The sequence below is a fragment of the Nocardioides sp. JCM 18998 genome, assembly GCF_055391535.1.
Genome location: NZ_AP043886.1, coordinates 3,076,476 through 3,089,648 on the forward strand (window position 1 = coordinate 3,076,476; position 13,173 = coordinate 3,089,648).

Below are 13,173 nucleotides of genomic sequence, written 5' to 3' on the forward strand. Positions count from 1 at the left end.
GTCGGTGACTTCGTCTAGGGTCTTCCCGTGGTTGAAGCGTCGCGTCCCCGCCTGCTCCTGCTCGATGGTCACTCGCTGGCCTACCGGGCGTTCTTCGCGCTGCCGGTGGAGAACTTCTCCACCACGACCGGCCAGCACACGAACGCGGTCTACGGCTTCACCTCGATGCTGATCAACGTGCTGCGCGACGAGCAGCCGACCCACGTCGCGGTCGCCTTCGACGTCTCTCGCCAGACCTTCCGGATGGAGGAGTACAGCGAGTACAAGGCGAAGCGGAACAAGACGCCCGACGAGTTCAAGAGCCAGCTGCCGCTGATCGAGGACGTGCTGACCGCCCTGCACATCCCGTTCCTGAAGAAGGACGGCTTCGAGGCCGACGACATCATCGCCACCCTCTCGACCCGTGCGCGCGAGGAGGGGATGGACGTCCTGATCCTGACTGGCGATCGCGACTCGCTCCAGCTGGTCCGCGACGAGGTCACGGTGCTCTACCCGATGCGTGGCGTCTCCGACCTGGCCCGGATGACGCCCGAGGCCGTGGAGACCAAGTACGGCGTCTCGCCCCAGCGCTATCCCGAGCTGGCCGCCCTGGTCGGGGAGGACTCCGACAACCTGCCCGGCGTCCCGGGCGTGGGCCCGAAGACGGCGGCCAAGTGGATCGCCACGTACGACGGTCTCGACAACGTCATCAACCACGCCGACAAGATCACCGGCAAGGCCGGCGACAACCTGCGTGCGCACCTCGGCGACGTGATCCGCAACCGGCGTCTCAACCACCTCATCACCGACCTGGAGCTCGGCGCGGGCCCCGCCGACCTCGCCCTGCAGCCCTGGGACCGCCAGGAGGTGCACACCCTCTTCGACAGCCTCGAGTTCCGGGTGCTGCGCGACCGCCTCTTCGAGACCCTGACCAGCGAGGAGCAGGTCGAGGAGGGCGGCTTCGAGCTCGACGGCCGCCGCCTCGCGGCCGGCGAGGTCGCCGCCTTCCTGGCGAGCCTCGACACCGGTCGCGTCGGCCTCCACGTCCGCGGCGCCTGGGGCTCGGGCACGGGCCGCGTCGACGGCATCGCGCTGGTCGACGGCTCCGGTGCCGCCGCCTATCTCGAGGTGGCCGACCTCAGCCCCGAGGACGAGGCCGCCCTGGCCGGCTGGCTGGCCGACGCGGCCCGGCCGAAGGTCCTGCACGACGCGAAGGGCCCCCAGCTCGCGCTCGCCGCGCAGGGCTGGCCGCTCGCCGGCCTCGCTCGCGACACCGCACTCGCCGCCTACCTGGTCCGCCCCGACCAGCGCTCCTACGACCTGGCCGACCTGACCGTGCGCTACCTCAAGCGGGAATTGAAGGCCGAGGAGGACAGCGCGGGCCAGGGCGCGCTCTTCGACGACCTCGACGGCGGCGCCGACGACGTCGCGGCCACCGCGATGGTCTACGCCCGCGCCGTGCTCGACCTGGCCGAGGCGCTCGACGCGGAGGTCGAGTCGGCCGGCGGCACCGCGCTGCTCGGCGACCTCGAGCTGCCGCTGCTGGGCCTGCTCGCCCGGATGGAGCAGACCGGCATCGCGATCGACTCGGAGCATCTCGAGGCGCTCGAGTCGCATTTCGCCGCCGAGGTCCGTCAGGCCGCTGACGAGGCGTACGCCGTGATCGGCAAGGAGATCAACCTCGGCTCGCCCAAGCAGCTCCAGGTCGTCCTCTTCGACGAGCTCGACATGCCGAAGACCAAGCGCACCAAGACCGGGTACACCACCGACGCGGATGCCCTCCAGGGTCTCTACGCCAAGACCGAGCACCCGTTCCTGCTGCACCTGCTGCGACACCGCGACGTCACCCGGCTGCGCGTCACCATCGAGGGGCTGCTGAAGACGGTCCAGCCCGACGGCCGGATCCACACCACGTTCAACCAGACGATCGCCGCTACCGGGCGGCTCTCCTCGACCGAGCCCAACCTGCAGAACATCCCGGTCCGCACCGAGGAGGGCCGCCGCATCCGCGAGGGCTTCGTCGTCGGTGCCGGCTACGAGTGCCTCATGACGGCCGACTACAGCCAGATCGAGATGCGCATCATGGCGCACCTGTCCGGTGACGCGGGGCTGATCGAGGCGTTCAAGTCGGGCCAGGACTTCCACTCGATCACCGCCCGCCGGGTCTTCGGCGTCGCCGAGGACGTGGACGTCTCCCCGGAGCAGCGCGCCAAGATCAAGGCGATGAACTACGGCCTCGCGTACGGCCTCTCCGCCTTCGGCCTCTCCCAGCAGCTCGGGATCACGCCGGGGGAGGCGAGCGGCCTGATGGAGGAGTACTTCCTCACCTTCGGCGGCATCCGCGACTACCTCGCCAGCGTCGTCGACGAGGCCCGCAGGACCGGCTTCACCGAGACCATCCTCGGCCGGCGCCGCTACCTGCCCGATCTGACCAGCGACAACCGCCAGCGCCGCGAGATGGCCGAGCGGATGGCGCTCAACGCGCCCATCCAGGGCTCCGCCGCCGACCTCATCAAGGTCGCCATGCTGCGCACCCAGGACGCCGTCGAGGCGGCCGGGCTGCAGTCCCGCATGCTGCTCCAGGTGCACGACGAGCTCGTCCTCGAGGTCGCGCCGGGGGAGCGGGAGACGCTCGAGAAGCTCGTCCGCGAGCAGATGGGCGCGGCGGCGGATCTGCAGGTGCCGCTCGACGTCTCCGTGGGGACCGGCCACTCCTGGCATGAGGCGGCCCACTAGCTCCGAGCCCGGTGGCGGACACGCCGGTCGGCCCGCGCCGCGTGGTCGAGGTGCGAGCGAAGCGGGCCTGCAGGCAGCCGGCCTCGGCCTCTGGCAAGGGGTAACACGTCGTTGGGGAGGGGTAGCAGCGTGTTGCGTCGTGCTGCTACCCGCGTGGACATCGTGTTACCCCGGGGGCGCCGCGGTGCGGACGCGCGACGACCGGATCCCGGCCGCTCTCAGGCGGTGATGGTCCCAGCCTCGCGAGGCGTCGGCTGGTCACGGCGCAGGTGCCACAGGCTCAGGGCGAGCAGGGCGATCGTGAGGGTGCCGTCGACCGCGATGACCGCGTGGATGAGGGCATCGAGGCGGTCGGCGCGCGGGATGCCGTGGATGTGTGCGCCGAGGCCGAGCAGCACGACGACGGCCAGCCACACGAGGTAGCTCGCCTCGCGGTGCTGGCGGGCGAGCGCGGAGTAGACCAGCAGCTGCAGCAGCGAGAGGAACGTCCCGATCACGGCGAAGAGCCATAGCCGGCTTTCGATGGCGGCGTAGTCGTCGCCGCCCACGAACACGAGCGCGAGACCCGACAGGACCGCGGTGCTGATGATGCCGACGACACCGAGGGCGGCGATGGCGCCGAGGCTGGTGACGAGAGCGCGCAGGCGCGTACCGGCCGCCGACATCGACGGGAACGCGATCACCACCACCGCCTGTGGCAGGAAGAGCAGGGCCTTGGTGACGATGAGGCCACCGGCGTACAGGCCGGCAGCGGCGGCGTCTACACCCTTGCCCGGCATGATGTTGCGCGCGATCAGCAGGTCGATGTTGGAGAGCACGAAGAAGCCGAGCAGGGCCACCGAGCCGCCGAACATCTCCTTCACGATCGCCCGCACGTCCTTCGGCGGGTTGTTGCTGCGACGGTGGCGCAGGGTGATCGCCCCGACGATCGCCGGAGCGAAGGCTGTCAGCGCGACGGCGGCCATCGCCGCGCCCTCGGTCGGACGCACGATCATCGCCCCGATGCCGACGATCACGCGGGGGATGCCGGTCGCGAGGTAGACCAGGGACAGCTCGGCCCAGCGGCGCTCGCCCTGGAGGATGCCGCACTGCCCGCCGAGGATGGTGAGCGGCACCGCGGTCACGGCGAGGAGGATCGCGGGATAGATGCTGTCGAGGCGCAGCAGCTCCTCGACCGGCTTCGCCAGCACCAGCATGCTCACGCCGAGCACCGCCGCCGCTCGGAAGCTGACCGTCTTGATGACCTGCTCGATCTCGTGCACGTCACCCGGCGCGGTGGCGACCCGGCGCGCGGCGGTCGCCTGCAGGCCGAGCTGGAACACGCTGATGATGAGCAGCACGTTCATCAGGCTGGCGATGCCGCCGTACTTCTCGTTTCCGAGCAGGCGCGCGGCGATCATCTGGAACCCGTACGTCGCGATGTTCATGACGAGGGTGGCGATCGCCAGGCCGGCCGTGCCCCGCAGCAGGGTGAGCACCTTGGAGCGCGCCGGTGCCGGGGCAGTCGCAGTCACGGGCAGATCCTAGGCGGCGCGGCGTGAAGCGCCGGATCCCGGCCGCCGACCTGGCACGAACCTGGACCCATGGACATCCAAATAAGTTGTCGCGAACCGCCGCGAAAGTGCTGCACAAGTGCCGATAAATGTGCAATGAATGTGATCCAACCTACACTTCCTCCAGGTTTGCGCCTGGGAGGGTGCAGGCGTTCCGTGCGTAGGGCGTACGGAACTCGCTTCGGAGGGGAGTACGCGCCATGCGCGCAACATTGTCGTCTCTGGTGACGGGAGCACTGCTCACCGTCACCGTGGTCGTCGTCATCGGGCTCAGCCACGCGATGAGCCTGGAGATCGAGCCGTACGCGCTCGCTGGCGTGCTGGCCGGTGGCGTCGTCGCGCTGATCTCCGAGGCCTCGGCGTTCGCCCGCTTCGCCGCCTTCGTGATCGGCTTCGCCGCGTCCTGGATCGGCTTCGTGCTGCGCGCCGCCGTGATGCCGGACAGCGAGGGCGGCCGCGCCGTCGCCGCGATCATCACCATGGCGATCTGCCTGGCCGCCGTCGCCATCAGCCGCACCCGCCTCCCGCTGGTCGCGATGCTCGTCGGCGTGGCCCTGCTCGCCGCCTCGTACGAGACGAACTTCGTCGCGAACGAGGCCGAGGTCGTCCAGACCTCGATGGACGCCCTCACCGGCCTCCTCGTCGCCGTGGTCGTCGGCTTCGCCGTGACCACCCTCACCGCGAGCAAGCGCTCCGCAGCCGCCGCCGTCGTCACCGAGACCGACGCTCCGGTCGTCGCCCCGGCCGCCACCACCGTGAACATCAGCAAGGCCGAGGTGACCCGATGATCAAGCGTCCGACCTATCTGCGCCCGCTCGCGGTCGCCGCGGTCCTGACCACCGCCGTCCTCGGGACCGGTGCCGCCACCGCGGCCACGTCCGACTCCGGCGTCGAGGTCACCAACACCGAGAGCGTGCAGGTCTACATCGACCCCGACGGCACGCCCAAGGACAACATGCAGCATGTCTACGAGCAGCTGACCCTGGCCGGCAAGGGCCACGTCGACGTCTCGAACCCGATCGACACCGACGGCCTGCGCAACCTCAACGGCTTCTCCGGTGTGGACGTGAAGGACGGCAACCAGATCGTCGACAAGAACATCGACGGCACGGAGCAGCTCCGCTCGGTCAGCAACTACAAGGGCAAGCTGCCCGTCACGCTGAAGATCGAGTACAAGCTCGACGGCAAGGTCGTGAAGGCCTCCGACATCGTGGGCAAGTCCGGCCACCTCGAGGTCATCTACACGGTCGAGAACGTCACGGGTACGCCGACCGAGCTAAGTTTCGACGACGGCAAGGGCGGCACCGTCACCAAGACGGTCGACGTCCCCATCCCGCTGGTCGGCAGCCTCAGCACGACCGCGCCGGTCAACTTCGACAACGTCGCCTCCAAGGAGGCGAGCATGGGTGGCGACGGCCACGGCGGCACGCAGATGCAGTTCACCATGACGCTGCTGCCCCCGGTCGGCCCCGCCTCCTCCACCTTCGGCTACAGCGCCGACATCACCGATGGTGTCATCCCGCGCGTCGAGCTCCAGGTGCTGCCGGTCGACCCGCTGCAGAGCCCGACCTTCTCCAGCGCGGCCTCCAGCTACAAGGGTGGCGCCGACACCGGCGTCGAGCTCACCGCCGGCGCGCTGAAGATGGACGACGGCCTCGGTCAGCTCCAGGGCGGTGCCTCCCAGCTCGTCGCCGGCCTGATCAAGCTCCACGACGGCGCGGGCCAGCTCAGCACCGGACTCAAGGACACCGCCGTCCCGGGCGCGAGCAAGCTCGCCGACGGCACCACCCAGCTCAACGACGGCGGCCAGCAGCTCGCCGACGGCGCGGGCCAGCTCAGCGACGGCCTGCAGCAGCTCAAGTCGAAGGCTCCGCAGCTCGCCGACGGCGTGAAGCAGATCTACGACGGCCAGAAGCAGCTCGCAGCGGGTCTGACCAAGCTCTACGACGGGGTCACCGACCCGGCGAAGAAGCAGCAGATCGAGCAGCTCATCTCGTGGGCCGGCACGGTCACCAAGGACCTCGGCTCCACGGCCACCGCCGGCGACGGTGGTGCGACCCTCTTCGGCGCACTGGTCCAGATCGAGGACGACCTCGCTCAGCTGGACGCGAGTGACCCGCATGTCGCGGACGCCCTCTCGGTCGCGCAGAGGTGGGTCGAGAAGTCCGGTTCCGGATACAAGGGCAAGCTGACCGTCGACGCCGTCGACGCGCTGCTCGTCTCGATCGGCACGCAGACCGTCAAGAGCTCGCTGGCTGAGATCGCCACGGGTCTCGGTACGCCGAGCGGCCCCTGCGACCCGAGCGACGAGAACAAGCAGAGCCTGCGCGCCTGCATGGCGCGGCTCGTCGACGGTGGCAAGCAGCTGAACGAGGCCGTGCCGCAGCTGCGCTCCGGCGTCAACCAGCTTGCCGCGGGCGGTCTGCAGCTCAAGGACGGATCGTCCCAGCTCAGCGACGGCCTCGGCCAGGCGAACGACGGTGCGCACCAGCTCGCCAGCGGTCTCGGCGACGCCGCCGACGGCGCCGGCCAGATCGACGACGGCCTCGGCACCGCGAGCGGCGCCGCCCCGCAGATCGTCGACGGTGCGAAGAAGCTCTCCAAGAAGGGCAGCCAGAAGATCGCTGCCGCGGGTCAGGACACCGCGCAGAGCTATGGCGAGATGTACGCCGAGCTGGTCGCCGAGGGCAAGCGCGCCCGCGAGGACTCGATGGCCATCGGCGCACCGGAGGGTGCGACCGGGCTGACCGCGTACCAGTACATCCTCACCGCCGACGACGGTCAGGACTCGCGCAACCTGGATCGGGGTCTACTCGCCGGCGGCCTGCTGATCGCCACCGGTGGCGGCCTGCTCCTGCGTCGCCGCTTCGCACGCTGATCCGGACCCACGGCGAGGGGTAACACGTCGTCCGAAGGGGGTAGCAGCCTGTTGCAACAGGCTGCTACCCCCTTCAACGTCGTGTTACCCCTGCTCGCTCGGCTCGCAGCCGAGCGGCGTCAGCCCAGGTTCGCAGCGAAGATCGCGGTGCCGGGAGTCAGCAGCCCGCGGGTCCGCGACCAGCCGCCCCAGACCCGGTCGTGCTCCTCGGGCCATTGCGGCTCGACCAGATCGGTGATCCGGAACCCGGCGCCGGCCAGGAGCGCGACCCAGTCGCCCAGCGTGCGGTGGTGCTCGACGTACGAGGTCGCGCCGGTGGCGTCGTCGACCTCGACATAGGGGGTGCGGTCCCAGTAGGACTGCGAGGCGATCAGGCCGTCCTCGCCCGGGTCGTCGGGGAACATCCACCGCGTCGGATGGGTGATGGAGAAGGCGAAGCGCCCGCCCGTACGCAGGACCCGCGCCACCTCGGCGACGCAGACGTCGATGTCGGCGACGAACTGCAGGGCGCCGAAGGAGCAGAAGACGACGTCGAACGCGTCGTCGGCGAACGGCAGCTGGGTCGCTGTCGCCTGTACCGCGGGGACGACCAGCCCGCTGGCCTCGTCGATCCGGCGCGAGTGCTGGAGCTGACGGTGGGACAGGTCGAGCCCGACCGAGCGGGCGCCCTGCGAGCGGACCCAGCGCGCGCACTGGCAGGCGCCCGAGCCGAGCTCGAGGACGTCCTTGCCGGCGACGGGGCCGAGCACCTTCAGCTCGGCCTCGGTGTGGCCCTCCGGTCCCCAGACGAAGCCGATGTCGCCGAGGAAGGCGCCGTGGGTGGCCTGATACTCGTCGGCGTAGCGATCCCAGTCGGGCCCGTTGGCCCGGCGGGACTCGCTCTCGCTGACCGGGCGCCGCTCCGCCCGTACGGGGGCGGGGGCCGGCCAGTCGCTGGGGTGGTCCACGGGGAGCGATCGTACCGCTGTCGGCCCCAGGACCGGCGCCACGGGCGCGGCGGCCATGGGGCGAAGCGGGCGCAGACCGGGTGGTCTGCGCCCGCCCCCGCCCCGCCATGGTGCGGTCTGTGATCCCGAGACGGGTCCCAGGCGGGGAGCCCCCGGCGGACAGGGCCGGGCGGAGGAGTGGTGCTGGTGGTCCAACGACACCCCGGTCCGCCGGTTATCGCCTGTCGCCGACATTCGATCCGGTGGTCCAGACACGCCGTGAGTCACGGGGTCTGAGGTGCCCGTGGGGCGGGTGCCCGCCGTGGTTGGACTCAGGCCACCCCCGACGCGTAGGCTCGACTACTGCGTGTGCCCTGTTTGTCCTGTTGGACGAGGGCGCCGCAACCCCAACATTGCCTACGACTCAAGGTTCCTACTACTTCATGACGACCATCTCCCTCCCGGACTACGACGCTCCGCAGGTTGCGATCAACGACATCGGCTCCGAGGCCGACTTCCTCGCCGCGATCGACGCCACCATCAAGTACTTCAACGACGGCGACATCGTCGACGGCACCATCGTCAAGGTGGACCGTGACGAGGTCCTGCTCGACATCGGCTACAAGACCGAGGGCGTCATCCCCTCGCGCGAGCTGTCCATCAAGCACGACGTGGATCCGTCCGAGGTCGTCTCGGTCGGCGACAAGGTCGAGGCCCTTGTTCTCCAGAAGGAGGACAAGGAGGGTCGTCTGATCCTGTCCAAGAAGCGCGCCCAGTACGAGCGCGCCTGGGGCACCATCGAGCAGGTCAAGGAGGAGGACGGCGTCGTCGAGGGCACCGTCATCGAGGTCGTCAAGGGCGGCCTCATCCTCGACATCGGTCTGCGCGGCTTCCTGCCGGCCTCCCTCGTGGAGATGCGTCGCGTCCGCGACCTGCAGCCCTACGTCGGTCAGACCCTCGAGGCCAAGATCATCGAGCTCGACAAGAACCGCAACAACGTGGTCCTGTCGCGCCGTGCCTGGCTCGAGCAGACCCAGTCCGAGGTTCGCCACGGCTTCCTGACCCAGCTCCAGAAGGGCCAGATCCGCAAGGGTGTCGTCTCCTCGATCGTCAACTTCGGTGCGTTCGTGGACCTCGGCGGCGTCGACGGTCTCGTCCACGTCTCGGAGCTCTCCTGGAAGCACATCGACCACCCGTCCGAGGTCGTCACCGTCGGTGACGAGGTCACCGTCGAGGTTCTCGACGTGGACATGGACCGTGAGCGTGTCTCCCTGTCGCTGAAGGCGACGCAGGAGGACCCGTGGCAGCACTTCGCCCGTACCCACCAGATCGGCCAGATCGTCCCGGGTAAGGTCACCAAGCTCGTTCCGTTCGGTTCCTTCGTCCGCGTCGAGGAGGGCATCGAGGGTCTCGTCCACATCTCGGAGCTCGCCGAGCGTCACGTCGAGATCCCGGAGCAGGTCGTCCAGGTCAACGACGACGTCATGGTCAAGATCATCGACATCGACCTCGAGCGTCGCCGGATCTCGCTGTCCCTCAAGCAGGCCAACGAGACCGCCACGGCCGCGGACGTCGAGGAGTTCGACCCGACGCTGTACGGCATGGCTGCCACGTACGACGAGCAGGGCAACTACATCTACCCCGAGGGCTTCGACCCGGAGACGGGCGAGTGGCTCGAGGGCTTCGACGAGCAGCGCGCTGCTTGGGAGGACCAGTACGCCAAGGCGCACGCCCGCTGGGAGGCGCATGTCAAGCAGCAGGCCGAGGCCAAGCAGGCCGAGGCCGAGGCTGGCGAGGCCACCTCGTACTCCTCCGAGGCTCCGGCCGAGGACAACGCCGGTTCGCTGGCGTCGGACGAGGCGCTGCAGGCCCTTCGCGAGAAGCTCACCGGCGGCAACTGATCAACGCCGCCAGCTAGCAACACACAGAAGGCCCGGACCGTGAGGTCCGGGCCTTCTGGCATTTCTCAGTCGAACCAGGCGGGCCGGCTCTTGCGGGAGAACCGGTCGTGGGTGGCCCAGGCGCGCAGCACCAGGAGGGCCGTCAGCAGGAGCAGCAGCACGATGATGGTCATGGCAGTAATTCTTCGATGCATCGGATCCTGCCAACAGTGGCAGAGATGCTGTTGTGCATCGATTTGCTGCCATCTACAGTAGGCGGATGCTCACCAACGTCGCCGTGATCGTCTACGACGGGCTCAATCCCTTCGAGTTCGGCGCTGCCTGCGAGGCGTTCGGCCTCGACCGGAGCGACGACGGGGTGCCGAATGTCGATTTCGCGGTCTGCGGTCCCAAGCGCGAGCTGCGCACGTCGATGGGATTCACCGTGAGCGTGGAGCACGGTCTCGACCGGGTCGCCGAGGCGGATCTGGTGGTGATCCCGGCGATGGGCTACTCGGTCTACGACAGCACGGTGCCGGGCAGCGTGACGGACGCCCTGCTCGCTGCCCACGCCCGCGGCGCGCGGATGCTCACGCTCTGCTCGGGGGCCTTCACGCTTGGCGAGATCGGCCTGCTGGACGGCCTGGAGTGCACCACCCACTGGAAGCACACCGACCAGCTGCAGCGGATGTACCCCGAGGCCAAGGTCATCCCGGAGGTGCTCTATGTCGACTCCGGACAGATCGTCACCAGCGCCGGCACCGCCGCGGGACTCGATGCCGCGTTGCACATCTGGCGCCAGGAGTACGGTGCCGCGGCGGCCAGCACGATCGCCCGCCGGATGGTGGTTCCGCCCCAGCGCGACGGCGGCCAGGCGCAGTTCATCGCCCGCGCGGTGCCCGAGTGTGACGCCGAGACGCTCGGACCGCTGCTCGGCTGGATCGCCGCCAACCTCGGCGAGGAGCTCGGCGTCGACGCCCTGGCGCGGCGCTCGTTGATGTCGCCGCGTACCTTCGCCCGCCGCTTCCGCGACGAGACCGGCTCGACCCCGCACGTCTGGGTGACCCAGCAGCGGGTGCTGCGCGCCGAGGAGCTGCTCGAGCGGTCCGATCGCCCGGTGGAGTGGATCGCGCAGGAGGTCGGCTTCGGCAACGCGGCCACCCTGCGTCACCACTTCCTCAAGTCGCGCGGCCTGAGCCCGCAGGCATACCGCCGCCGCTTCGCCTGCTGAGCCGGCGCGGGCCGACACCCGTGCCGGCGGGGCCTTCTGGGATCAGGCGGCCCGCTCGAGGCCGCCGCGGACCAGGTCGGCGTAGCGACCGCCGGCCAGCAGCAGCTCCTCGTGGGTGCCGAGCTCGACGACCCGGCCATGCGCGAGGACGGCGATCGCGTCCGCGTTGCGGACCGTGCTGAGCCGGTGCGCGATCGTGATGGTCGTACGGCCCTCGGCGAGCCGGTCCAGCGCAGCCTGCACCTCGCGCTCGGTGGTGTTGTCCAGCGCGCTGGTGGCCTCGTCGAGGACGAGGACGCGCGGGTCGCGCAGGAGCGTACGGGCGATGGCGAGGCGCTGCTTCTCGCCTCCGGAGAAGCGGTGGCCGCGCGAGCCGACCACGGTGTCGTACCCGTCCGGCAGGCCGACGATGAGCTCGTGGATCCGAGCCGCGCGAGCGGCCGCCTCGATCTGCTCGTCGGTGGCGTCGGGGCGGGCGTGGCGCAGGTTCTCCCGCACGGTGGCATGCAGCAGGTACGTCTCCTGGGTGACCATGCCGACGGCGCTCGCGACGTCGGCGAGGGCCAGCTCACGCAGGTCGACGCCGTCGAGCAGGACGCGTCCCGACGTCGGGTCGTGCAGCCGGGCCACCAGGCCGGCCATCGTGGACTTGCCGCTGCCGGTGGCGCCGACGAGTGCCAGGCTGCCGCCTGCGGGCACGGCCACCGAGATGTCGTGGAGCACCGGTGCGCTGTCGTCGCCGTCGTAGGCGAAGCTGACCGCATCGAAGACGACCTCGCCGCGTACCTCCTCCAGGGCGACCGGGTTGGCAGGGTCATCGATCTCCACGGGGAGGTCGAGGTAGGCGAAGATCCTGCTGAAGAGAGCCAGGCTCGAGGTGATGTCGACGCCGACGTTGAGCAGTCCCATCAGCGGCCGGAACAGCGAGCCCTGCAGGGAGACGAAGGCGACCAGGGTGCCGATCGTCATCCCGCCGCTGGTGGCGGGGAAGCCGGCGGCGAGGTAGAGCGCTGCTGGCACCGCGGCGAAGACGATCTGCATCCACGCCATCCGCCAGCGCCCGGCCAGGGTGGAGCGGACCTCGAGGTCGATCAGCTCCTGGCTCGTCTCGGTGAAGCGCTGTGAGAGCGCGGGCGCGGCGCCGACGGTCTTGGTCAGCAGCACGCCGCTGACCGAGAGACCCTCCTCGATCTGCACGTGCAGGTCGGCCATCTTGGCCTGGCGCTCGGCGGTGACCGCGTAGCGCATCCGCGCGACCTTGCGGGTGGTGATCACCGCAGGCGGCAGCACGATCATGCTGATCAACGCCAGGCGCCAGTTCATCGCGAGCATCGCGACGATGGTGCCGGCCACGACGGTGACGTTGGCGGCGATCGAGGTGGCCGTGCTGGTGACCACCGACTGCATCGAGCCGATGTCGTTGACCAGGCGGGACTGGATCTCGCCCCCGCGGGTCCGGGTGAAGAACCCGACCGACTGGCGCTGCAGGTGGGCGAAGAGGTCGCTGCGCAGCCGATGCATCACGTGCTGGCCCACGCGGGTCGACAGCAGCGTCTGGAACAGGCCCAGGGCGGCGGTGAGGCCGGCGACGGCGATCATGGCCCCGACTGCGGAGACGAGGAGCACGTGGTCGTGCTGGGGGAGTGCGCGGTCGATGACGGCGCGGACCAGGAAGGGCTGCGCCAGGCCGATCAGGGAGCTGGCCACGAGCAGGAGCATGACGACGGCGATCGCGCCGCGGTGCTCGGCGAAGAGGCGCAGGATCCGGCGCAGCTCGACGGGGTTCTCCGCGAGCTGGGTCTGGTCCGACGCCTTGTGGTGGGGGTCGCGGCCGTCGCGGCCGCCTGCGGCTTGGATCTGCTGGTGGCGGCCGCCGCCGGCCATCCACCCCTGTCGCACGGTGTTGGCGAAGTCGCTCATCCGGCCTCCTCGGGATAATGCTGAGGTTAACTCACTATGAGGCTAACATGGGATTGGGTAGGATGATTCC

Annotated in this window: 8 protein-coding genes; 5 read left to right on the forward strand and 3 right to left on the reverse strand. The window is 69.8% G+C overall.

Translation table 11 applies throughout. From position 1 onward, the window contains the following. The first annotated feature begins 27 nt into the window (after nt 1–27). Nucleotides 28–2,715: a DNA polymerase I gene (polA, locus tag ACZ5L9_RS14465; RefSeq protein WP_464528874.1), complete on the forward strand. Its 2,688-nt coding sequence runs from the start codon at nt 28–30 to the stop codon at nt 2,713–2,715. 218 nt (nt 2,716–2,933) lie between these two features. Here polA and ACZ5L9_RS14470 read toward each other — a convergent pair whose 3' ends face one another. Then, complete coding sequence (locus ACZ5L9_RS14470) at nt 2,934–4,229, reverse strand: oligosaccharide flippase family protein (protein ID WP_464528875.1); 1,296 nt, start codon at nt 4,227–4,229, stop codon at nt 2,934–2,936. Nucleotides 4,230–4,492: 263 nt separating this feature from the next. Here ACZ5L9_RS14470 and ACZ5L9_RS14475 point away from each other — a divergent pair, with 263 nt between their 5' ends. Then, entirely contained in the window at nt 4,493–5,056 is a 564-nt protein-coding gene (locus ACZ5L9_RS14475; protein ID WP_464528876.1) for a hypothetical protein, read from the forward strand. Next, nucleotides 5,053–7,146: a hypothetical protein gene (locus tag ACZ5L9_RS14480; protein ID WP_464528877.1), complete on the forward strand. Its 2,094-nt coding sequence runs from the start codon at nt 5,053–5,055 to the stop codon at nt 7,144–7,146. Before ACZ5L9_RS14475 ends, ACZ5L9_RS14480 begins: the two co-directional genes overlap by 4 nt. Before the next feature lie 119 nt (nt 7,147–7,265). Here ACZ5L9_RS14480 and ACZ5L9_RS14485 read toward each other — a convergent pair whose 3' ends face one another. Beyond that, nucleotides 7,266–8,093: a class I SAM-dependent methyltransferase gene (locus ACZ5L9_RS14485; RefSeq protein ID WP_464528878.1), complete on the reverse strand. Its 828-nt coding sequence runs from the start codon at nt 8,091–8,093 to the stop codon at nt 7,266–7,268. A gap of 422 nt (nt 8,094–8,515) precedes the next feature. Between ACZ5L9_RS14485 and rpsA the strand changes: the two genes are divergently transcribed. Both rpsA and ACZ5L9_RS14495 read left to right on the forward strand, forming a co-directional pair. Further along, entirely contained in the window at nt 8,516–9,973 is a 1,458-nt protein-coding gene (gene rpsA / locus ACZ5L9_RS14490) for a 30S ribosomal protein S1 (RefSeq protein WP_464528879.1), read from the forward strand. Between the two features lie 259 nt (nt 9,974–10,232). Beyond that, nucleotides 10,233–11,183 carry a helix-turn-helix domain-containing protein gene (locus ACZ5L9_RS14495; RefSeq protein ID WP_464528880.1) on the forward strand — a complete coding sequence of 317 codons (951 nt, stop codon included), beginning with the start codon at nt 10,233–10,235 and terminating at the stop codon, nt 11,181–11,183. Nucleotides 11,184–11,225: 42 nt separating this feature from the next. Here ACZ5L9_RS14495 and ACZ5L9_RS14500 read toward each other — a convergent pair whose 3' ends face one another. After that, nucleotides 11,226–13,103 carry an ABC transporter ATP-binding protein gene (locus tag ACZ5L9_RS14500; protein ID WP_464528881.1) on the reverse strand — a complete coding sequence of 626 codons (1,878 nt, stop codon included), beginning with the start codon at nt 13,101–13,103 and terminating at the stop codon, nt 11,226–11,228. Nucleotides 13,104–13,173 lie beyond the last annotated feature (70 nt).

Bases quoted from the DNA above. Each gene is read 5' to 3' on its own strand.
- ACZ5L9_RS14480 (WP_464528877.1), top strand. From the start codon at position 5,053: ATGATCAAGCGTCCGACCTATCTGCGCCCGCTCGCGGTCGCCGCGGTC.
- rpsA (WP_464528879.1), top strand. From the start codon at position 8,516: ATGACGACCATCTCCCTCCCGGACTACGACGCTCCGCAGGTTGCGATC.
- ACZ5L9_RS14495 (WP_464528880.1), top strand. From the start codon at position 10,233: ATGCTCACCAACGTCGCCGTGATCGTCTACGACGGGCTCAATCCCTTC.
- ACZ5L9_RS14500 (WP_464528881.1), bottom strand. From the start codon at position 13,103: ATGAGCGACTTCGCCAACACCGTGCGACAGGGGTGGATGGCCGGCGGC.